At 72.3% G+C, this 19,725-nt stretch carries 22 protein-coding genes and 1 tRNA gene; 11 read left to right on the top strand and 12 right to left on the bottom strand.

Features of this window, described 5'->3' with window-relative positions; translation table 11 throughout:
- Positions 1-42: 42 nt before the first annotated feature.
- Positions 43-582 carry a hypothetical protein gene (locus tag G515_RS20840; protein ID WP_245565349.1) on the bottom strand — a complete coding sequence of 180 codons (540 nt, stop codon included), beginning with the start codon at positions 580-582 and terminating at the stop codon, positions 43-45.
- A 114-nt stretch (positions 583-696) separates the two neighbouring features.
- Between G515_RS20840 and G515_RS0110825 the strand changes: the two genes are divergently transcribed.
- Together G515_RS0110825 and G515_RS0110820 are read left to right on the top strand one after the other, a co-directional pair.
- Positions 697-1,077: a hypothetical protein gene (locus G515_RS0110825; RefSeq protein WP_028660155.1), complete on the top strand. Its 381-nt coding sequence runs from the start codon at positions 697-699 to the stop codon at positions 1,075-1,077.
- 88 nt (positions 1,078-1,165) lie between these two features.
- A tRNA-Ser gene (locus G515_RS0110820) sits at positions 1,166-1,250 on the top strand.
- A gap of 145 nt (positions 1,251-1,395) precedes the next feature.
- On the opposite strand, the gene G515_RS20835 is transcribed toward G515_RS0110820, so the two are convergent.
- Genes G515_RS20835 through G515_RS0110805 form a run of 3 tightly spaced genes read right to left on the bottom strand, consistent with a single transcriptional unit; the run spans position 1,396 to position 4,483 of the window.
- Positions 1,396-2,463 (bottom strand): lysylphosphatidylglycerol synthase transmembrane domain-containing protein, encoded by a 1,068-nt coding sequence (locus G515_RS20835; RefSeq protein ID WP_051218236.1) that lies wholly within the window; start codon positions 2,461-2,463, stop codon positions 1,396-1,398.
- Between the two features lie 48 nt (positions 2,464-2,511).
- Positions 2,512-3,696: a hypothetical protein gene (locus G515_RS20830; protein WP_169570548.1), complete on the bottom strand. Its 1,185-nt coding sequence runs from the start codon at positions 3,694-3,696 to the stop codon at positions 2,512-2,514.
- A 10-nt stretch (positions 3,697-3,706) separates the two neighbouring features.
- Positions 3,707-4,483: a carbon-nitrogen hydrolase family protein gene (locus G515_RS0110805; protein WP_036555390.1), complete on the bottom strand. Its 777-nt coding sequence runs from the start codon at positions 4,481-4,483 to the stop codon at positions 3,707-3,709.
- Between the two features lie 22 nt (positions 4,484-4,505).
- Here G515_RS0110805 and mobA point away from each other — a divergent pair, with 22 nt between their 5' ends.
- The 4 genes from mobA (at position 4,506) to G515_RS0110785 (ending at position 7,865) form a co-directional block, all read left to right on the top strand.
- A complete protein-coding gene (gene mobA, locus G515_RS0110800; RefSeq protein ID WP_028660153.1) occupies positions 4,506-5,096 on the top strand; it encodes a molybdenum cofactor guanylyltransferase in 591 nt (196 codons plus the stop codon).
- Between the two features lie 111 nt (positions 5,097-5,207).
- Positions 5,208-6,191, top strand: coding sequence for an NAD(P)H-quinone oxidoreductase (locus tag G515_RS0110795; RefSeq protein ID WP_028660152.1), 984 nt, complete (start codon positions 5,208-5,210; stop codon positions 6,189-6,191).
- 13 nt (positions 6,192-6,204) lie between these two features.
- Positions 6,205-7,215: a bile acid:sodium symporter family protein gene (locus tag G515_RS0110790; RefSeq protein ID WP_084653448.1), complete on the top strand. Its 1,011-nt coding sequence runs from the start codon at positions 6,205-6,207 to the stop codon at positions 7,213-7,215.
- Positions 7,216-7,250: 35 nt separating this feature from the next.
- A complete protein-coding gene (locus G515_RS0110785; RefSeq protein ID WP_028660150.1) occupies positions 7,251-7,865 on the top strand; it encodes a bacterial proteasome activator family protein in 615 nt (204 codons plus the stop codon).
- A gap of 94 nt (positions 7,866-7,959) precedes the next feature.
- Here the strand turns inward: G515_RS0110785 and G515_RS0110780 are convergent, their stop codons facing one another.
- Genes G515_RS0110780 through serS form a run of 5 tightly spaced genes read right to left on the bottom strand, consistent with a single transcriptional unit; the run spans position 7,960 to position 12,120 of the window.
- A complete protein-coding gene (locus G515_RS0110780; RefSeq protein ID WP_028660149.1) occupies positions 7,960-8,577 on the bottom strand; it encodes a hypothetical protein in 618 nt (205 codons plus the stop codon).
- A gap of 17 nt (positions 8,578-8,594) precedes the next feature.
- Entirely contained in the window at positions 8,595-9,431 is an 837-nt protein-coding gene (locus G515_RS0110775; protein ID WP_028660148.1) for an HAD family hydrolase, read from the bottom strand.
- Positions 9,428-9,943 (bottom strand): GNAT family N-acetyltransferase, encoded by a 516-nt coding sequence (locus G515_RS0110770; protein WP_051218233.1) that lies wholly within the window; start codon positions 9,941-9,943, stop codon positions 9,428-9,430. Before G515_RS0110770 ends, G515_RS0110775 begins: the two co-directional genes overlap by 4 nt.
- Positions 9,940-10,818 carry an HAD family hydrolase gene (locus G515_RS20825; protein WP_036555387.1) on the bottom strand — a complete coding sequence of 293 codons (879 nt, stop codon included), beginning with the start codon at positions 10,816-10,818 and terminating at the stop codon, positions 9,940-9,942. Before G515_RS20825 ends, G515_RS0110770 begins: the two co-directional genes overlap by 4 nt.
- Before the next feature lie 3 nt (positions 10,819-10,821).
- Positions 10,822-12,120 (bottom strand): serine--tRNA ligase, encoded by a 1,299-nt coding sequence (gene serS, locus G515_RS0110760; RefSeq protein WP_028660146.1) that lies wholly within the window; start codon positions 12,118-12,120, stop codon positions 10,822-10,824.
- Positions 12,121-12,222: 102 nt separating this feature from the next.
- Here serS and G515_RS0110755 point away from each other — a divergent pair, with 102 nt between their 5' ends.
- The gene (locus G515_RS0110755) at positions 12,223-13,806 is read left to right on the top strand and encodes a bifunctional phosphatase PAP2/diacylglycerol kinase family protein (RefSeq protein ID WP_028660145.1); all 1,584 of its coding nucleotides are present in this window, start codon (positions 12,223-12,225) and stop codon (positions 13,804-13,806) included.
- Positions 13,807-13,872: 66 nt separating this feature from the next.
- On the opposite strand, the gene G515_RS0110750 is transcribed toward G515_RS0110755, so the two are convergent.
- A complete protein-coding gene (locus G515_RS0110750) occupies positions 13,873-14,286 on the bottom strand; it encodes a DUF4446 family protein (RefSeq protein ID WP_051218231.1) in 414 nt (137 codons plus the stop codon).
- Positions 14,287-14,402: 116 nt separating this feature from the next.
- Between G515_RS0110750 and G515_RS0110745 the strand changes: the two genes are divergently transcribed.
- The 4 genes from G515_RS0110745 (at position 14,403) to G515_RS0110730 (ending at position 17,733) form a co-directional block, all read left to right on the top strand.
- On the top strand, positions 14,403-15,257 hold the full coding sequence (locus tag G515_RS0110745; RefSeq protein WP_028660143.1) for a prephenate dehydratase: 855 nt from the start codon (positions 14,403-14,405) through the stop codon (positions 15,255-15,257).
- Positions 15,258-15,277: 20 nt separating this feature from the next.
- On the top strand, positions 15,278-15,868 hold the full coding sequence (locus tag G515_RS0110740) for a TMEM165/GDT1 family protein (protein WP_028660142.1): 591 nt from the start codon (positions 15,278-15,280) through the stop codon (positions 15,866-15,868).
- Positions 15,869-16,040: 172 nt separating this feature from the next.
- Entirely contained in the window at positions 16,041-17,297 is a 1,257-nt protein-coding gene (locus G515_RS0110735) for an arginine deiminase (RefSeq protein WP_028660141.1), read from the top strand.
- Positions 17,298-17,355: 58 nt separating this feature from the next.
- Positions 17,356-17,733, top strand: a complete 378-nt coding sequence (locus G515_RS0110730) for a Crp/Fnr family transcriptional regulator (RefSeq protein ID WP_028660140.1) — start codon at positions 17,356-17,358, stop codon at positions 17,731-17,733.
- A 79-nt stretch (positions 17,734-17,812) separates the two neighbouring features.
- Here G515_RS0110730 and G515_RS0110725 read toward each other — a convergent pair whose 3' ends face one another.
- Together G515_RS0110725 and G515_RS0110720 are read right to left on the bottom strand one after the other, a co-directional pair.
- A complete protein-coding gene (locus G515_RS0110725; RefSeq protein ID WP_028660139.1) occupies positions 17,813-18,769 on the bottom strand; it encodes a DUF5926 family protein in 957 nt (318 codons plus the stop codon).
- A gap of 157 nt (positions 18,770-18,926) precedes the next feature.
- A complete protein-coding gene (locus tag G515_RS0110720; RefSeq protein WP_028660138.1) occupies positions 18,927-19,712 on the bottom strand; it encodes a glycerophosphodiester phosphodiesterase in 786 nt (261 codons plus the stop codon).
- Positions 19,713-19,725: the final 13 nt, after the last annotated feature.

Genomic DNA, 19,725 nt, shown 5'->3' with positions numbered 1-19,725 from the left:
AGCGCGCGAACAGGCTACAAGGCCAAGCGGCTCACCCGCGAATCAGGGGGTGCGCGGACGCTTGCCGCGCGGTGGCATCCGCAGTCCGTTGCCCCGTTGCAGGTGCTCCTGCAGCTCCCGCACGAACCGTTCCCGATCGACCCCGAGGACCGAGACCGGGATGGTCGTGGTCGTGCCTTCCTTGAGCCGCAGCACGACACACGGGATCTCGTGCCGGGTCACCGTGACGGCATCCTCGACCTGGGTCCATCGGGCCTGCGTGACGCCGGCCGAGCGCACCATCCGCACGGTGTAGCCCTCCGGGGTGCAGCGCAGCACGTAGGCGCGCGACCGCAGCCACCACCCGAGGACGAGTACGCCGGCCAGGCCCAGCACCGCCGCGATCACCACCAGGTCCATCGACCAGCCGGCGACCGCGACCACGAGGGTGAGCGCGAACAGGAGCAGCGCGACGGCCACCAGGGCGAGCCCGACGAAGCGCACGCTCACGGCCGGGGCGAGTCGGTAATACACCGGCTCGTGCGCGCCCGGGACGGGTGCCACGGACTGGTCAGGGTGCTGGGTGGGGTCCTGCTCGGGCATACGGTCATTCTCCCCTGCTCAGCGCGCACGACCGAACCGGCAAGGCTTCACCGAGGGCACCTTGTCTGGTCAGATGAGCTGGGTCACACTCGATGGACAACACCGGGAGGCGCGATGACGACGACGACCCCGCTCGCCTCGGCACTGCACGCGCTGCAGGACGCCGTCGAGACCCCGCGCCGAAGCGGCACCTCGGTGGGCACGTGGCGCTGGCGGGTCCGGCAACGGCTCGGCTCGGTGCGCGACGCCCTGATGAGCGAGAGCTCCAGCGCCCAGGATGCCTGGCTCGCCGCCCGCGGCGGCGTCACCCTCAAGGAGCGCAACGGTCTCCTGATCCGGATCTCCACCCTGGCCCAACAGGTGTTGGAGGCGCCGGACCTGGAGCGGGTGCGGCACGACCTGCGCCGCCTGATCGTCGACGTCAACCATCACGCCCAGCGCATCCGGGATCTCGCCTACGACGACGTCGAACTCGAACTCGGCGGCTCGGAGTAGGGCGAACCTCTCACCGCTCGTTCGACCGTCCGCCGAGTGCCCTAGGCTTGGGTTCCGTGGCAGCGCCGTCCCCGGACGACGAGGCCCGGGAGGGGTGCCGGAGTGGCCTATCGGAACCGCCTTGAAAGCGGTCGTAGGGAGACCTACCGCGGGTTCGAATCCCGCCCCCTCTGCTGCCGCCTCGTCTCCCACGGGCTCCTTCGCCGCCTCCCGTGCCGCTACGCGAGCGGAGCGCCTGCACGCAGGGGCTGGGCGCATGGCCGACTGCCGAGTTCAGCGGCCCGAACTTCGGCTCGTGGGCGGCCCCGGCACGGCTCGTCAGGGTTCGCTCGACGTGCTCGGAGGGCGTAGGCGGGAGGAGCCGATCCGCCAACCGGCCCAGGCGAGCACGCCGACGGGGATCGGCAGCCAGAAGGAGAAGAGCCGGTAGAGCAGCGTCCCGATGACCGCGGTGTCGGTGGGGATGCCGATCACCACCAGGAGCGCGGTCAGTCCCGCGTCGACGAAACCCAGGCCGCCGGGGGTGATGGGGACGAAAGCGAGGGCCTGCGCCACGACGTAGGCGAGCAGCACCTCCGCGGGGCGGGCATGGGCTCCGAACGCCACCAGCGCGGCCACCAGCGCGGCGTAGTCGAACATCCGGTTGACCGCGGCGGCGAACACCGCCCGGTACCACTGCCCGGCGAACGCGGCCGCGATCCGGTCGCGCTGGGCCATCAGGCCCTCGGCCACCCGGTCCGCCGACCAGCTTCGTCGCACCAGATGCGCCGCCCGGCCGATCACCCGGCCGGTGGCGGCCACCGCGACCGGCCAGGTCAGGGCGATGACGCCGATCGCCACGATCACCACCGCGATCACCAGGGACACCACCAGACCCAGCTGCAGTTGCCGAGCCGGTGGAGGGCCGATGATCAGCGCCGGGATGGTGAGGACCGGCAGCAGGAGCAGCACCGCGGTGGTCAGCAGGTTGCTCGCGGTGAGAGCGGAGACCACCGCGCCGGTCTTCTGACCGGCGGTCACCAGCACCCGCCCCTGGACGACGCCACCGACCGCCGCACCACCGGGGATCACCTTGCTGGCGGCGTTGCCGGCCAACTGGGCGGTCGCGGCGGACCCCCATCCCACGCCGTCCCCTTCGCCCTCGCCCCCGTGACCGGGTGAGAGGGCGATCCGGGTGAGCCACCACAGCCCGGCCAGGCTGCCCGTCTCCAGAAGCGCCAGTACGACGAACCAGCGTGGTTCCACCCGAGCCAGTTGCGGCCAGGCACCGAGCATGGTGAGGAGGCTGGGCATCACGACGTACAGGCCCACGCCGGTGACCACCAGGCCCACCGTCCGCCAACCCCACCGGCGGACGAACGCGCGGAGGGAGTCCTTCACACCCATGTCCCGGCCCTCCCTCGTCGTCCCGTGGGTCCGTCCCGAAGTAGCGTCTCAGAGCAGGGCGGCTGTGCGGGCCGGCTCGGGTCGGACCGCGGGCGAGGCGTCGCCCACCGTCGCCGCGCGACGACCGGCGCTGCGTCCGCCCGGCTCCTGTCCACCTGTCAGGGAGATGTCGACGCGGATGACGATCCAGCCGATGATCAGCCCCAGCACGAGGCTGTAGGCGACCGACAGGGCGCACTCGACCACGGTGACGTCGGGGTTGACCAGCGCGGTGGCGGTGGTGGCGGTGGCCGCGACGCCGAACATGCAGACCCACCAGCCCTGGCGGCGGCGAGCTCGCATGTGGGTGCCCCAGGCCAGCGCGGGGATTCCCAGGATGGTCTCGATCGGCCGCGGGAAGGCGCCCAACTGGTCCCGGGACCAGCGCACGGTGTCCAGCAGGCTGTCGACGAGCCCGGGCGTGCCGTACCGGCGCAGGGTCTCGGCGTAGAGCAGCGAGACCGCGAGCAGCGCCCCACCCAGCAGCACGATCACGATCCCGCGGCGACCCAGTCCGTGGAGGCCGGCGCCGAGCCGGTAGACCACCAGGAAGGCCCCGACCCCGGCGACCACCAGCACGGCGTACTCGAAGGACACCAGTCGTACGTCGGGACGCAGTCCGAGCACCGCCATCGCGCCGATCCCGGCGATGACGGTGGCGATGAGGCACTCGCGTACGGCGTGCCGGAAGCTCGGCGCCGGCACCGTCGCCATCACCGCCAGGACGGCGGCCACGGCGGCGGTCATCACGGCGGCGCCGTTACGGAGCATCACCGGGTCGTCCCACGCGAGGTCGCTGAGCAGCACCACTGCTCCCACCGCCAGGGCCAGGCCGCCCCAGACGGGCACCCGCCCGCCGATCCGTTCGGCCAACCCGGCGGCGAAGGCGGTCGCCACCACCACCGCCCCGACCTCACCCAGCCAGCTCGGGCCGACCGGGACGATCGCGGCGGCGAGGGCGGCGACGCCACCCAGCACCGCCACCAACCAGACCAGGACGGCAGGCATCGGCGCGCGCCGAGCCCGATCCGGCTGGACCGATACGGGGTTGACCGGCCCCTCGAGCGCGAGCGCCGGCGGGCTCTGCTCATCGAGGGGCTCAGCGGCGGACGGGCCGGCCACGAGAGCGCCTGTCCTGCTGCCCCGGATCCGGTGCCCGGGTTCGGCGCGGCGACGGGGGGCTGCTCGACTCACCCGCCGAACCCTACAGTCGCCGGTTGTCCAGGCTGGGGTTGACGGACCTGGCCTTGGTCAGCACCGAACGGTCCAGCCTGGCCCGCACCAGGTCGCCCTCATCGCCGCCCTCCGCGACCACGTCGCCGAGCGGATCGACGATCAGCGAGTGGCCGGTGTAGCGCGGTGCGGGCTGGGCGGCGGCGAGGACGTACACGGTGTTCTCGATCGCCCGTGCCCGCACCAGGGTGCGCCAGTGGTCCAGCTTGCGCTTCCCGGCCACCCAGGCGGTCGGCAGCACCAGCACCTCGGCACCCAGGTCGACCAACCGCCGCGCCAGCTCGGGGAAGCGGAGGTCGTAGCAGGTCATCAGGCCCACCGGCACGCCGGCGACCTCGAGCACCACGGGACTCAACGGTCCGGGGCTGAGCCGGTCCGACTCGCGATAGCCGAAGGAGTCGTAGAGGTGGATCTTGCGGTACGCCGCCATCAACCCGTCCGGTCCGGTCGCCACCAGGGTGTTGTAGGGCCGGGCGGCGTCGTCCGAGGTCTCGAACATCCCGGCCACCACCGTGCTGGACCGGGCCCCGGCCAGGCGGGTCAGTTCGGTGACGAAGGGGCCCTCCAGCGGCTCCGCCGACCCGCTCACGTCGTCGCCGGCCGGCCCGAAGTCGCGGGCGAACGCCTCCGGGAACACCACCAGGTCCGCGCCGTCCGGGGTGAGCGACTCGAGCCGAGCCCGGTTGTCGGCGGGCTCCAACCCCGAGGCCTCCTGAACCAGTGCCACGTCCAGCGTCTCCCAAACCATGGGGCCAGCCTAGGGTGAGGCCATGAGTTCCGCCCCGGCCTCGTGGTCCGCGATCGTCCTCTCCGGCGGCCGCGGCGAGCGGCTGGGCGGCGTGGCCAAGGCCGAGGTCGAGTTCGAGGGACGCACGCTGCTGGACCGCGCCCTCGACGCGGTCACCGGGGCCGGCGAGGTCGTCGTCGTCGGGGACACCCCACCCACCTCGACACCGGTCCTGTCCACCCGCGAGGATCCCCCGTACGGCGGCCCCGTGGCCGGATTGGCGGCCGGACTCGAGACGCTCGCCCGCCCCTCGGCGTACGTCGTGATCCTGGCGGTCGACATGCCCCGCATCACCCGCGCCACCGTGGCCCGGTTGCTCGCCGCGGCCGAACCGGCCGAACCAGTCGAAGCGGACGCCCCGGACGGCGCGATCCTCACCGACCCCGAGGGTCGGCGACAGCTCGCCCTGGCCGTGCGCACCGACCGGCTCCGCGCCGTCCTGCCCGCCCCCGAGGAGCGGCACGGTCTCCCGCTGCGCCGGTTCCTGGCCCCGCTCGGCCTGGTCGAGATCGCCGGCCGTGGCCAGGAGTACCGCGACATCGACACCTGGGCGGACCTGCGCTCCTTGGGCTGAGGCCGCGGCGTACCGGTCCGACCCGGACCCGGGCCGCTTCTCGACGCCCGACCATATGAGGTATCCCACCGTCGGCGGACGGGAGGCCCCGGCGTCCCTACGCTGGTCGGCATGCGCGCCGTCCTCGCCCAGGAACCCTGTGACCCCGACGACCTGAGGGTCATCGAACTCCCCGATCCCGAGCCCGGCCCCGGCGAGGTGGTGCTGGCCGTGGCAGCGGCCGGCCTCAACCGGGCCGACGTGATGCAGCGCCGCGGCTTCTACCCGCCCCCGCCCGGCTCGGACGACGTCCTCGGCATGGAGTGCAGCGGCACGGTGGCCGCGGTCGGCGACGGTGTGGAGGGCTGGCAGGTCGGCGACGAGGCGTGCGCCCTGCTCGCCTCGGGCGGCTACGCCACCCGGGTGGCCGTACCGGCCGGCCAGCTGATGCCGGTGCCGGCCGGGGTTGGCCTCGTCGAGGCGGCGGCCCTTCCCGAGGTGGCCGCGACCGTGTGGAGCAACATCGTCATGGCCGGACGCCTGGGCCCGGGCGACCGGTTCCTGGTCCACGGCGGGTCGGGTGGCATCGGCACCTTCGCGATCCAGCTGGCCTCGGCGCTGGGGGCGCAGGTGCTCACCACCGTCGGGAGCCCCGAGAAGGCTGCGGCCGCCCTGGAACTCGGTGCCGACGTGGTGATCGACTACCGCGAGCAGGACTTCGTCGACGTAGTCCGCGAACGCACCGACGGCCACGGCGCCGACGTCATCCTCGACAACATGGGTGCCAAGTACCTCGCCCGCAACCTCGACGCCCTCGCCGACGGCGGCCGACTGGTCATCATCGGACTCCAGGGCGGCACCAAGGCAGAGCTCGACATCAACAAGCTGCTCCGCAAGCGCGGCTCGGTGATCGCCACCGCGCTGCGCTCGCGCCCCGTGGAGGGCAAGTCCGCCATCTGCGCCGAGGTCGTCGAACACGTCTGGCCACTGGTCACCTCCGGCGCGATCAAGCCGATCATCCACGAGATCATGCCGCTCGAGGACGCCGGCCGCGCGCACACCCTGATGGAGTCCGGCGAGCACCGCGGCAAGATCCTCCTGCGGGTCGACGGCTGAGGTCCACCCCCACGTGAGTACGACGCAAGATCGCCGGGCCGGTCCGGCGGCCACCCGGACGCGAGCCCGTCTGGTCGACCCGTTCACGCTCGCTCTCGTGGCGACCGTGCTGCTGGCCTCCCTGTGGCCGGCCAGCGGCGGGGCGCTCGACGTACTCGACCTGCTCAGCGGGCTGGCCGTGGCGGCGCTGTTCTTCCTCAACGGCGTCCGGCTCTCGCCCACCGCGATCTGGGACGGGCTGCGTTCCTGGCGCACCCAGGGGCTGATCCTGTCTGTGACCTTCCTGCTCTTCCCGTTGCTCGCGATCGCGCTGAGCCTCGCGCTGTCCGGCCTGCTTCCCCGCGAACTCATCCTCGGCCTGCTCTTCCTCAGCGCGGTGCCGTCGGTGGTGCAGACCTCGACGGCGTTCACCTCGCTGGCCGGCGGCAACGTCGCCACCTCGGTGTGCGCGGCCGCCGTGTCCAACCTGGTCGGCGTCCTGGTGGCGCCCGTGCTGGTCGCACTGCTCACCCACAGCCACGGCGGCCTGACCCTTGCGGCGTTCGGCCGGATCGTCGTGCAGGTCCTGGTGCCGTTCGCGATCGGTCAGCTGCTGCACCGCCGCTGGGGCGCCGCCGCGGCCCGGAACCGGCGCATGCTCGGCGTGCTCGACCGCGGAGCCATCCTGCTGATCGTCTACGCCGCCTTCGGGGCCGCCGTCACCGCCGGTGTCTGGACCCGGGTCGCCCCCGTCGAACTGATCCTCGTGACGGCCGGCTGCGGCGTACTGCTGGCGTCGGTGCTGACCCTCACCACCCTCTCCGGCCGGCTCTGGTGGGTCCGCCCCGACGAGGCCCCGGCGGTCGCGTTCTGCGGCACCCAGAAGAGCCTCACCAGCGGCGCGCCGCTCGCCTCGATCGTGTACGGCGGCGCGACCGCCGGCATCGTCATCATCCCGCTGGTCATCTACCACCAACTGCAACTGCTCGTGTGCGGCGTCCTGGCCCGCCGGATGGCCCTCCGCACCCCGGGCGCGCAGGACTGACCAGCGCCGCTCACCGCGTCGTTACGCTGGGGCCCATGCCCGAGAACCTCGAGGAGAACATCATCGTCATCGGTCCCGACGGCCAGCCCATGAGCGTGCCCCCGGCCGCGGCCGAGGGCACGCAGGGAGCTTCGGGTGCCGACGCGCCCGGCGACGGCGAGGCCGAGCGATCCCTGACCGACCTGGTGGAGCAGCCGGCCAAGGTGATGCGGATCGGCTCCATGATCCGCCAGCTGCTCGAGGAGGTGAAGGCCGCGCCGCTGGACGAGGCGTCCCGCACCAGGCTGCGCGAGATCCACCGCTCCTCCATCCAGGAGCTCGAGGCCGGCCTCGCACCCGAACTGGTCGAGGAGCTCGACCGTCTCTCGCTGCCCTTCACCGAGGACCGGGTGCCCTCGGAGAGCGAGCTCCGCATCGCCCAGGCGCAACTGGTCGGCTGGCTCGAGGGTCTCTTCCACGGCATCCAGACCGCGATCTACGCCCAGCAGGTCGCTGCCCGTGCCCAGTTCGAGCAGATCCGCCGCGGCCTTCCGGCAGGCATGTCCCCCGGCCAGCCGGGCGCGCCGGGTCAGCCCGGTCAGCCCGGTCACCCCGGTCACCCCGGTCAGCCGCCGTCCCGCCCGGGCGACTCGGGCGGCATGTACCTCTGATCGCCCTCCCACCCCGCACCGTTGAATCGGGCCAACTCAACGGTCCACGACGACCGAATCAACCGCCCACGACGCCCGACTCAACGGGAGGGGGTCAGGCGCGGCGGCGGAGGCTGCGGACGAGCACCAGCCCCAGGAATCCGACCAGGACCAGGGCCAGGCCGGGGGCGGCGACCCTCAGGAACGGGGTCGGTTCGTCGTCGGCCACCTGGGTGTAGGAGGCCTCCACCGGCTCGCTGGTGGCGGCGGTGGCCGACTCCCCCGGGCCGAGGAGGGCGGAGACCTGACCGACCAGCGCGTCGGTCGCCTCGCCGGTGCCACCGCGGGGTGCGGCGAGGAAGTAGGTGCCCTCGTCGCTGACCACGAAGACGTACCGCTCATCCACGGTCAGACGGCCGAGCGCGCAGGGCGTCCCCGTCGTGGTGCGCACCCGCACCTGGGGCTGGTCCAGGACGCCGCGATAGAGGCGGTCGGCGGTGACCGTCTGGTCGAAGGTGCGCTGCTGGGCGGTGCCGGTTCGTGCCACCCCGGTCACCACGCCGGTGAAGACCGCGTCGGCAGCAGCCAGACGGGCCGAGAGGTTGGTCGGCGTACACACCGGCGAGGGGATCGTCGGGCTCGCCGCGGACGCCACCGGCCGGCCGCCCAGGAGCAGGAGGCCGAGGAGTACGACGGCGACCAGCTTCGGCAGGGATTCGAGAGGGCGACGCATGCGCCCATCACAACAGATCACAGTTCGAGCACTCCAGCCAGCACCTGCGCCACGCCGTCCTCCTCGTGGGAGGGGGCCACGTGCTGGGCGCAGGCGAGCACGCTGGGATGGGCGTTGGCCATCGCGTAGGAGGTGCCGGCCCAGGTGAGCATCGGCAGGTCGTTGGGCATGTCGCCGAAGGCGAGCACCTCCTCGGCGCGGACGCCGAGCCGCTCGCACACGACCGCCAGAGTGGAGGCCTTGGTTACGTCGGCGGCGCTGATCTCGAGCAGGGTGCCGGTCGAGGACCAGGTGATGGTCACCCGCCCACCGACGGCCGCCTCGGCCCGGTCCCAGTACTCCTGCGGGGCGAGCTCCTCGTGGCGGGCCAGCAGTTTGTGGACGGGGCCGAGCCCGATCAGCTCCTCGATCGGCCCCCTCGGAGCCTCCGAGGGGAGGCGGTAGCGCTCCATGAAATGGGGTTCGAGGGCGATGCCCTCCGGGTTCTCCACGGCGAAGGACGACCCGGGCACGGCGACGCGGAGGGCCGAGCAGACCTCCCCGGCGACGTCGCCGGGGATCGGGCGGGAGAGCTCGAGCCGGTCGGCGGCGACGTCCCACACCACCGCGCCGTTCGACACGATCGCGAGGCCGTGGCTGCCGACGTGTTCGAAGACGTCGCGGGCCCAGCGCAGCGGCCGACCCGTCACGAAGACGACCGGAACCCCGCGGTCCTCGAGCGCGTCGAGCGCCTCCCGGGTGTACGCCGACACGCTGCCGTCCGAGCGGAGCAGGGTGCCGTCCAGATCGGTCGCGACCAGCCTGACCGGCGACCCGGGCCGCTGCGGTGCGGCGTGGTCGGGCAGCGCGCTCACGGCAGCGGCCTCGCCATCACCAGGTGACCGTCCTCGTCACTGCCGCGCAGCTGGGTGAACCCCACCTTGGCGAGGACGCGCAGGCTGCGGGCGTTCTCGGGGGCCACGGAGGCCCTGACCCGGACGCCGGCGGCGTCGGTGCACGCGAGCAGCGCCCGCAGTGCCTCGGTGGCGAAGCCCCACCCGCAGGCCTCCTGCACCAGCCCGAACCCGACCTCTGTCTCTGCGATGCCGTCCTCGGCCTCCTGCGGCGGACCGAAGAACCCGATCGAGCCCAGCGTGGTCACGCCCCGCACGATCGAGCGCGGCCCCCAGACGTCACCCTCGACCCACAGCGAGGCGGCGTCGACGTCGTCCCGGCGCGGGAAGTCGGGGTGCCAGCCGGCCGGTCGCGCGGTCTCCTCACCGCGGATCGCGGCCACCTCGGGGGCGCCCCACAGCGGCAGCAGCAGCCGCTCGGAGGCGACCAGCGTGGGCAGCGCGGTCGCGGTGCCGCCTGGCCCGGTGCTCATCCACGGGCCTCCTGGGACACCCGCGCCGGGGGGAACCAGCGGTCGAGCTCCTCGGCCGCCCCCTCCTCGTAGACCGAGGAGGTCACCGCGTCGGCGACGTCCTGCACCTCCGGCACCGCCTGGCCCATCGCCACCCCGCGGCGGGCCCACTGGAGCATCTCGATGTCGTTGCGCCCGTCGCCGATGGCCAGGACGTCCTCGCGGGACAGGCCGAGCCGGCCGGCGACATGGGCCAGGCCCGCCGACTTGTCCACACCCACCGGCGCCAGGTCGAGCCAGGCGGTCCAGCCCACGACGTAGGAGGTGCCCTGGAGGCCGAGCTCGCGGCCCAGCGCGACGAAGTCCTCGGGGGTGGACTGGGGGTCGCGGATGATCACGCGGCTCACCGGCTGCGCGACCAGCTCCTCGACCGGGGTGATGATCATGTCGCCGGTCAGCTCACCGGGCGGGAAGTGGTCGTTGAGGCGGTAGCCCACGCCGCGCTCCTCGACCGCGACCAGGGCGGTGGGATGCCGGTCCAGGATCTCGTGCACGGCCTCGCGCGCGTCGAAGGTCTCCTCGTGGACGACCTCCATCGGCGGGTAGCGGAAGACGACCGCACCGTTGGAGGCGACCACCCAGATCCGGTCGGCCCCCTCCCGCGGCAACCCCAGCAGGTCCGCGATCCGGGTCATCCCGTCCGGCGAGCGTCCGCTGGCCAGCACCACGTGAGCACCGGCGTCGAGGGCCCGCTGCACGGCGGCGTGGACCTCGGGCGAGATCTGCTCGTAGGAGGTGCCGCCGCCCTCGATCCACTTGAGCAGAGTGCCGTCGATGTCGAGCGCGACCAGTCGCGGACGCCAGCCGGGCACCGGGCCGACCTCAGTGCGGGTCACGGGTCAGGCCCCGGATCCGGTCACCGGCTCCAGGACCTCCCGGCCGAGGTACTTCTGCAGCGCGGCCGGCACCCGCACCGACCCGTCGGCCTGCTGGTGGGTCTCCAGGATCGCCACGATCGCCCGTGGAACGGCGCACAGGGTGCCGTTGAGGGTCGCCAGTGGGCGGGTCGTCGTGCTGCCGCTCTCGTGCGGGAACCGACCGCGGATGTCGAGCCGCCGGGTCTGGAACTCGGTGCAGTTGGAGGTCGAGGTGAGCTCGCGGTACTTGCCCTGGGTGGGGATCCACGCCTCGCAGTCGAACTTCCGGATCGCGGAGAGACCGAGGTCGCCGGTGGCGGTGTCGATCACCTGGTAGGCCAGTTCGAGCTTGTCCAGGAAGGACTTCTCGATCCCGAGCAGCCGCTCGTGCTCGGCGTAGGACTCCTCGAGGGTCGTGTAGGTGAACATCTCGACCTTGTCGAACCAGTGCACCCGGATGATGCCGCGGGTGTCCTTGCCGTGCGAGCCGGCCTCCTTGCGGAAGCACGGGCTGAAGGCGGCGTAGCGCAGCGGCAGGGTGTCGACGTCGAGGATCTCGTCGGAGTGGTACGCCGCCATCGGCACCTCGGAGGTGCCGACGAGGTACATGTCCTCCCCCTCGATCCGGTAGACGTCGTCGGCGGCCTGGCCGAGGAAGCCGGTGCCGGCCATCGCCTGCGGCCGAACCATCGAGGGAGCGATCACCTGGGTGAAGCCGTGCTCGCGAGCGGTCTCGTTGGCGAGGTTGATCAGGGCGAACTCCAACTCCGCGCCGACTCCGGTGAGGAAGTAGAACCGCGACCCCGACACCTTCGCGCCGCGGTCGAGGTCGATCGCCCCGAGCATCCGGCCGAGCTCGATGTGGTCGCGCGGGGCGAAGCCCTCCGCCTCGAAGTCACGCGGCGTACCGATCCGCTCGAGGACGACGAAGTCGTCCTCGCCACCCTCGGGCGCCTCCTCGGCGGCGAGGTTGGGGATCTCCAGCAGGCAGTCGCTCCACTCGGCGTCGGCGGCCTCACGGGCCGCCTCGGCCTGCTTGACCTCGGCGGCGAGCGCCTTCGTGCGCGCCAGCAGCTCGGCCTTCTCCTCGCCCTGGGCGCGGGCGACCAGCTTGCCCATCGACTTCTGCTCGCCCCGCTTGGCCTCGTACGTCGCGATCGCGCTGCGCCGGGCCGAGTCGGCGGACAGGGCACGGTCGACCACCTCGTCGGAGAGGCCGCGGCGGCGCTGGGCCACGCGGACGCGGTCGGGGTCTTCACGGAGGATGCGCGGGTCGATCACACCGCCGAGCCTATCCGGCCTCACGACTCGGGCTCACCCCGAATCCCCGGGCATACTGCCTCTGGGTCCGCCGCCCGCCTCGCCGAACCTCGAAGGAGACCCGTGCTCGACCGCTCCCGCGTCACGCTGCTGACCTGGTCCTTGGGCTGCCTGCTGCTCTGCGGGCTCCTCGGCTGGGGAATCACGGCGGGCTGGGCGCCCCTGGTCACCATCGACGACACCGGGGAGAACCTCAGCTACTGGGCCGAGGACCAGGCCTGGCTCACTCCGATACTGCGGATCGTCGAGGTCTGCTTCGGCTTCGTCGGGTCGACCATCATCACGCTCATCGTCGCCGCGTTCATGTGGTGGAAGAGCTACCGTCGGGCGGCGTACTTCACGGTGATGGTGATGCTGCTCAGCACCGTCCTCAACCGCGTGCTCAAGTGGGTCGTGGACCGCGACCGGCCGGAGTGGCAGGCGCTGGAGCACTTCCATGCCACGCCGAGTTACCCCTCCGGACACGCCACCGCCATCGCGGCACTGGGCGGCATCGCGGTGGTGTTGGCCATCATGTTGGTGCGCCGGCCCGTCCTACGACGCCTCATCCATGCGGGCGTGGTCCTGATCGGCCTCGCGGTCGGCCTGGACCGGGTGCTGCTCGGCCGGCACTACCCGCTCGATGTGCTCGGCGGCTACCTGCTCGGTGCCGGCGTGGTGCTGCTGTGCCTGGTGCTCTTCAGCCCGCAGCCGGAGCGCTACACGGTGCGCCCCCAGGCCGTCGTACTCCCCGAGCCCGAACCCGAAGCGGGACGCCGGCTCGGCGTCGTCCTCAACCCGATCAAGGTCGAGGACGTGGGGCAGTTCCGCCACATCGTCGGCGGGATGGCCAGGGAGGCCGGCTGGTCCGAGCCCTCCTGGTACTACACCACCGTCGAGGACCCCGGCACCGGCATGGCCGAGCAGGCCGCCGTCGACGGTGCCGACCTGGTCATCGTGTGCGGTGGGGACGGCACCGTGCGCGAGGTGTGCGCCGAACTCGCCGGCACCGGCATCCCGGTCGGCATCATCCCGGCGGGCACCGGCAACCTGCTCGCCCGCAACCTGGAGATCCCGCTCTACATCCGGGCCGCCATCGACGTCGCCCTCAACGGCCAGGACCGGGCCATCGACATGGTCGAGGTCGAGGGCGACGACACCGAGCCCGCCCACTTCCTGGTGATGGCGGGGATGGGCTTCGACGCCGCGATCATGGACGGCGTCAACGAGGACATCAAGAAGCGGGTCGGATGGCTCGCCTACGTGCTCTCGGGCACGAAGGCGTTGATGTTCCCCGCGGTCAGGCTCGAGATCTCGATGGACGACGGGCCGTTCACCAAGCACCGCGCCCGCACCGTCGTGGTGGGCAACGTCGGCACCCTCACCGCCGGCATGCCGCTGATCCCCGACGCCGAGATCGACGACGGGCAACTCGATGTGGTGCTGCTCTATCCGCAGCGGTTCCTGTCCTGGGTGCCGCTGGCCTGGCGGATCCTCAGCAGGCGACCCCACACCGACGACCTGGTCAACCGGATGACCGGCCAGAAGGTCGTCATCCGCGCCGACCGGGACACCCCGCGGCAGCTCGACGGCGACTCGATCGGCCCGGGCCGCGAACTGACCATGACCACCATCCACGGCCGGCTCCTGGTCCGCGTCCCGCAGTAGGACTCGCCCGGTGATGCCGTACGACGGCGTCGGCGGGCCCCGAGCCCGACACGGGGGCGCGCACGCTCAGGCGGCGGGCCTGGCGGCGGAGAGGGCCTCCTCCTCCTCGGGCGAGACCTGCTGGTCACAGCTCCAGTCCAGGACGGTCTTGGCGTAGGTGCGGGTCTCGCCGCGGCCGTGGATGCTGGTCAGCAGCAGACCGGAGCCGCGGTCGTCGAGGAGGGCGAGCGACCAGGACAGGTGGCCGCCCATGTCGCCGAAGGCGTCGTAGCGCACCACCGCGAGATGGCGCATCGCCTGAGCGCCCTCGGCCCGCAGGGCGGCGACCTCCTGCCTCAGCCCCAGCACATCACTGGGCAGCCCCTCCTCGGAGGGACGCACCCTGCCCTCCGAGCGTCTGACCCGGCCGAGGAGCGAGACCGCGACGACTAACGCGAGCACCCCGAACACGACTCCGACCGTTCCGACCACCAGCGCCATCGTCTCCACGGGCGCGAGAATAGGCCCCGCGCCCGGCGGGGACGGCTCCGGCGCGCGGCGTCCGTGCGCAGACATCGACGCGGAGCTCACCGCCGACCGCCCGTAGACTCCCGGGCGTGACCGAACCGCTGAGGATCGCCTACCAGGGCGAACCGGGATCCAACTCCGACCAGGTGTGCCAGCAGCACTACCCCGATCTGGAGCGGGTGCCGTGTGCCTCCTTCGAGGACGTCTTCGCCGCGGTCGAAGGGGCGGACGCCGACCTGGCGATGATCCCGATCGACAACTCTCTGGCGGGTCGGGTCTCCGACATCCACCACTTCCTGCCCGGCACCCGGCTGCACATCGTGGCCGAGCACTTCCTGCGGATCCGGTTCCACCTGCTGGGGCTCCCCGGCAGCCGGATCGAGGACATCCGCACGGTGCACAGCCACGTCCACGCTCTGGGGCAGTGCCGCAAGCTGATCCGCCGGCACGGGTTCACCCCGGTCATCTCGGGTGACACGGCCGGCGCCGCCCGCGAGGTCGCAGAGGCGGGCGACCCGACGATGGGGGCGCTGAGCCCGCCGCTCGCCGCGGGGGTGTACGGCCTCGACGTACTGGCCGAGGACGTCGAGGACGAGGAGCACAACACCACCCGGTTCGTGGTCCTCTCCCCCGAGCCGGTACGCCCGCCGACCGGGAACGGACCGGTCGTGACGTCGTTCGTCTTCAACGTGCGCAACCTCCCCGCGGCGCTGTACAAGGCCCTGGGGGGCTTCGCCACCAACGGCATCAACATGACCAAGCTCGAGTCGTACATGGTGGGCGGGGAGTTCACCGCGACCCAGTTCCTCGCCGAGATCGACGGGCACCCGGACGACCCCGGCGTACGCAACGCGATGGAGGAGCTCGCCTTCTACACCCACGAGATCAAGATCCTCGGGGTCTATCCGGCGGCGTCCTTCCGCTCGGATACCGCCCAGGACTGACCGGCTGAGAGGATCGGGCCGTGGACCCCGCCATCATCGCTCTGGCCTTCGGCGCGATCTTCGTCGTCGAACTGCCGGACAAGACGTTCCTCGCCACCCTCGTCCTGGCCACCAAGTACCGCCCGATCCTGGTCTGGATCGGCGTGTGCGCGGCCTTCTTCGTGCAGACGGTCGTGGCGGTGGCACTCGGGCACGCCGCCTCCTTCCTCCCCGCGACGCTGGTCGGCTGGCTGGCGGCCGCGCTCTTCCTCTTCGGCGCCATCGTGCTCTTCCGGGAGGGCCGCTCCCACCAGCAGGACGACGGCGAGGAGTTCGCCGAGAAGGCCAAGCCGGCGACCGGGTTCAAGGCGGTGCTCGCGTCGTTCCTGGTTCTCTTCGTCGCGGAGTGGGGCGACCTGTCCCAGCTGCTCACCATGTCGCTGGTGGCCAAGTACGAGGAGCCGATCGCGGTCTTCATCGGCGCCTTCGCAGCCCTCGCCACGGTCAGCGGGCTCGCCGTCCTCGCCGGCCGGGCCCTGATGAAGCGGGTCAGCCTGCACATCCTCCACTACGTCGGCGCCGCCATCTGCGCCCTGCTGTTCGCCCTCACCGTCTGGGAGCTCGTCGCCTGAACCCGACCGGCCCGAGCACGACCTGCCCGAGTGCGGTCGGCCCGTGCCCATCTCGTGGCCCCGGTCGCCGCACCATCACCAACCAGCCCCCTGGGAAGCGCTGATCCATGCCGGCGTACCGCTCTCGGCGCGCAGCAGGCGGGATCGATCGGCGGTTCCCTACAGTTCCGGTATGACGCAGCAGGGCACGGACAGCGAGGTGGGCCGGTTGCGCACGGTGCTGCTGCACCGGCCCGGCCCGGAGCTCCAGCGGTTGACGCCGCGCAACAACGACGCGCTGCTCTTCGACGCCATCCCGTGGGTGGCCCGGGCACAGGAGGAGCACGACGCGTTCGCGGCGGCGCTGCGCGAGCACGGCGTGGAGGTGCTCTACCTGACCGACCTGCTCATCGAGACGCTCGCCGAGGAGGAGGCGCGGGACCGGGCGATCGACACCGCCCTGACCGGGCTCGGCCTGGGCGAGACCCTGCGCCACCACCTGGCGCGGGCCCTGCGGGACGCGTCGCCCGACCAGCTGGCGGGCCACCTCACCGCGGGGATCCGCAACGACGAGGTGCGCAACGGCGCCGGGCTGGTCAGCTCCCTGCTCGCACCCGACGACTTCCTCATCGCGCCGCTCCCGAACCTGCTCTTCACCCGCGACTCCAGCTTCTGGATCGGCGATCGGGTGGCGGTGACGTCCCTGGCGATGCCCGCGCGCCGACGCGAATCCCAGCTGACCGAGCTCATCTACACCTCCCACCCCCGCTTCGCCGGCACCCCGCGACTGCTGGGGGCCGGCACCGGCGACCCGATGGACGGGCACGTCGAGGGCGGCGACGTCCTCCTGCTCGCACCGGGCGTCATCGCCCTGGGTGTCGGCGAGCGCACCACGCCCGCCGGGGCCGAGCATCTGGCCAGGCAGGCGTTCGAGGCCGGGCTCGCGCACACAGTCCTCGCGGTGCCGATCGCCCAGCAGCGGGCGACCATGCACCTCGACACCATCTGCACGCTGGTCGACGTGGACCGGATGGTGGTCTACCCCAATGTGGTCGACCAACTCCAGGCGTACGTCGTCACCCCGGGCGAGCCGATCCCCGGCCGCCCGCTCCCGCTCGAGGTCGCCCCGCCGCGCCCGTTCCTCGAGGCCGCGGCCGCCGCGATGGGCATCGACCGGCTGCACCACATCGACACCGGCCTGGACCCGGTCCAGGCCGAGCGGGAGCAGTGGGACGACGGCAACAACACCCTCGCCCTCGCGCCGCGCCTGGTGGTCGGCTACGAGCGCAACGACGCCACCAACGCCGCCCTCGAATCGGCCGGCATCGAGGTGGTTGCGATCGCCGGTTCCGAGCTCGGGTCGGGCCGTGGCGGTCCCCGCTGCATGAGCTGCCCGATCGACCGCGACCCGGTCACCGGCCATCCGGTCACCGGCGACGCGGCAGGATGACGGCGTACCTCCGTCGTCGCGCACTCGCGGGCAACCCAACATCCCGGAAGGAGCAGGTGTGGCCGAGTCGTTCTTCGCCAGGTTCAGCCCCGAGGAGATCGCGCGGATCAGTGCCGCGGGCACGCGGGTGACCATGCCCGAGGGCTGGTCCCCGATCTGGGAGGACACCCCTGCCGAGGCGGCCTACATCATCCTGGAGGGCCGGGTCTCGGTGCTCCAGCACGGCACCGAGATCGCGCGGCTCGGACCGGGTGACATCGTCGGCGAGGCCGCGCTCGCCCACCACTCACTGCGCACCGCCAGCATCGTCGCGCTGACCTCACTCGACCTGATCCACCTCGGTTACGACGCACTGGAGCGGCTGGACCAGGAGATGCCCAGTTTCCACGACGCCCTCGACCAGGTGGCCTCCGAGCGGTTCGGCACGCCCGGCTGACCGCTCCGTCCGGTCGTCGCCGGCTCGCCCGGCCGGGAGTGCGTCTCCCGGCCGAGAAGGGTGCCCCTGGGGGCGGGTGTCACTGCCGGATGGTGACCTGCCGGTTGGCCAGCCCGGCACGCGCGGAGCGCTCCTCGGCGGTGAGCTCGGCTCCACCGGCGAGCTCGGCCAGGGTCGCATCCAGCCTCGCCCGGAACTCGGTGGCGGGGTCCTCCAACGCCTCCACGCCGGTGCCGACCGGGAGGTCCCAGACCGGCGCCAGCAGCCCGTGCGCGCGGAACATCCCGACCAGCCGGGCGTCCTCGACGATCACGTCGTCGCCGGAGACGTGCAACCGGGCCAGGGCGCTGAGCAGCTCCTCCTCGGGCTCCGGCATCACCCAGCGGAGGTGCTCCTTGGTGCCGACCGAGGTCCAGTACGCAGCCTCGACCTGGGTGAGCCGCTCAGTGGGTACGGCGGCCTCGTTGGCCTGCTCGAGCATCGCGTCGGCGCCCTCGACATCGTCCACGTCGGCCAGCCACCAGTCGAAGCCCTCGTGCACGGTGACGCTCAGGCTCTCGTCGGCGATGAGGTCCTGGAGCCGGGGTCCGGGACCGGGTTCGCCACCGCCGCCGTACACACCCGAGACGTCGGCCTCGAGCGCGGTCAGCAGGGCTGCGGCGAGGTCACGGGAGGCGTCGCCGGAGTGGTGCAGGACCTGTAGGCCGAGCCAGACCTGGCCGGAGTCGCGGCGCATCGCCGGCGCGATCATCGGCAGCAGCGTGCCGAGCTGGACGGTGGTGTCCTCGTAACCCTTGATGGTCACGGGCGCGGTGGCGCTGGGCACCAGTTCACGCAGCGCCACCAGGTCGCACTCGTTCGGCAGGCCCTCGAAGGGACGCTTCACGAAGACCGGTGCGGCTCCGCCGGGAGCCCCGTGACAGGCCTTGTAGCGCTTACCGGAGCCGCACGGGCACGGCTCCCTCGGACCGACGACCTTGCCGTCGTACAGGGGAAGGGGTGCTGCCTCGGACTTGGTGCGGGACTTCTTGGCCACCCGGCGAGCCTACTGGGTGTCGGTCGTCCCACTGGACGCCGCGGTCGCCGCCCTAGGCTGCTGGTGGGACTTCCCCACACCCACGACGTCGCGCGGCGCGACGTACGGGCGGGGAGGGGCTCGTCCGTCCCCACCCGTGATGCGCTGTTCCGCACGGTCAGCGCTGGTCCAGCAACCCCCGCACGTACGTCGGCCGATCGGTGATCACCGAACGCACGCCGAGCTCGAGGCACAGGTCGAGCTCCTCGGGCCGGTTGACCGTCCATACGTGCAGATCGTGGCCGGCCTCGGAGATCCTGGGCCCGAGTTCGGGGTGGGCGAGGAGCTCCTTGATGCCGGGGCCGAAGGCCCAGTCCGGCCCGATCGCCCGGCGCAGCAGCGGCCAGTACGCCGCCCGGTCCAGCAGCTGCACGAGTGGGAGCTCGGGGGCGAGCCGCTGGGTGCGCTGCAGGGCGGTGAAGCTGAAGCTCATCACCCGGACCGGACTGTCCGCCCCGGTCCAGCCGTACTCTCCGAGCAGTCTGACCAGCCGATGCTCCACCAGTCCGCCGTACCGGGTGGGGTGCTTGGTCTCGATGGCCAACTGCACCGGTCGCGGGGAGGCGCGCACCAACTCCAGCAGCATCCGCAACGTCAGGACGGTGCCGAGCGGCGCCTCGCGGAGGGGGAGGTCGTCGTCGAGGCCGCGCCACTGCTGCGGCCCGCGGGTGACGTCGAGGTCGGTGAGGTCGGCGAGGTCCATTGTGGAGACCAGCCCGGGATGGCCGGCGACTCGGCGCAGGGTGCGGTCGTGCACACAGACCAGGTGACCGTCCGCGGTCAGCCGCACGTCGCACTCCAGCGCGTCCGCCCCGGCGTCCAACGCGGCGGCGTAGGCGGCGAGGGTGTGTTCGGCCTCGTGTGCTCCTCCTCCGCCGCGGTGTGCGACGACCTGGGGCGTCATGGCTCCATTGTGT

It is taken from the genome of Nocardioides insulae DSM 17944, assembly GCF_000422825.1.
GTDB lineage: Bacteria > Actinomycetota > Actinomycetes > Propionibacteriales > Nocardioidaceae > Nocardioides > Nocardioides insulae.
The sequence above is the reverse complement of the archived record's forward strand: the minus strand, read 5'-3'. Positions and strand labels throughout refer to the sequence as shown.

Excerpts from the sequence above, each read along its gene's own strand:
- G515_RS20840 (WP_245565349.1), bottom strand. The coding sequence starts at position 582 with ATGCCCGAGCAGGACCCCACCCAGCACCCTGACCAGTCCGTGGCACCC.
- G515_RS0110825 (WP_028660155.1), top strand. The coding sequence starts at position 697 with ATGACGACGACGACCCCGCTCGCCTCGGCACTGCACGCGCTGCAGGAC.
- G515_RS20835 (WP_051218236.1), bottom strand. The coding sequence starts at position 2,463 with ATGGGTGTGAAGGACTCCCTCCGCGCGTTCGTCCGCCGGTGGGGTTGG.
- G515_RS0110805 (WP_036555390.1), bottom strand. The coding sequence starts at position 4,483 with ATGGTTTGGGAGACGCTGGACGTGGCACTGGTTCAGGAGGCCTCGGGG.
- mobA (WP_028660153.1), top strand. The coding sequence starts at position 4,506 with ATGAGTTCCGCCCCGGCCTCGTGGTCCGCGATCGTCCTCTCCGGCGGC.
- G515_RS0110795 (WP_028660152.1), top strand. The coding sequence starts at position 5,208 with ATGCGCGCCGTCCTCGCCCAGGAACCCTGTGACCCCGACGACCTGAGG.
- G515_RS0110785 (WP_028660150.1), top strand. The coding sequence starts at position 7,251 with ATGCCCGAGAACCTCGAGGAGAACATCATCGTCATCGGTCCCGACGGC.
- G515_RS0110780 (WP_028660149.1), bottom strand. The coding sequence starts at position 8,577 with ATGCGTCGCCCTCTCGAATCCCTGCCGAAGCTGGTCGCCGTCGTACTC.
- G515_RS0110770 (WP_051218233.1), bottom strand. The coding sequence starts at position 9,943 with ATGAGCACCGGGCCAGGCGGCACCGCGACCGCGCTGCCCACGCTGGTC.
- G515_RS0110750 (WP_051218231.1), bottom strand. The coding sequence starts at position 14,286 with ATGGCGCTGGTGGTCGGAACGGTCGGAGTCGTGTTCGGGGTGCTCGCG.
- G515_RS0110735 (WP_028660141.1), top strand. The coding sequence starts at position 16,041 with ATGACGCAGCAGGGCACGGACAGCGAGGTGGGCCGGTTGCGCACGGTG.
- G515_RS0110720 (WP_028660138.1), bottom strand. The coding sequence starts at position 19,712 with ATGACGCCCCAGGTCGTCGCACACCGCGGCGGAGGAGGAGCACACGAG.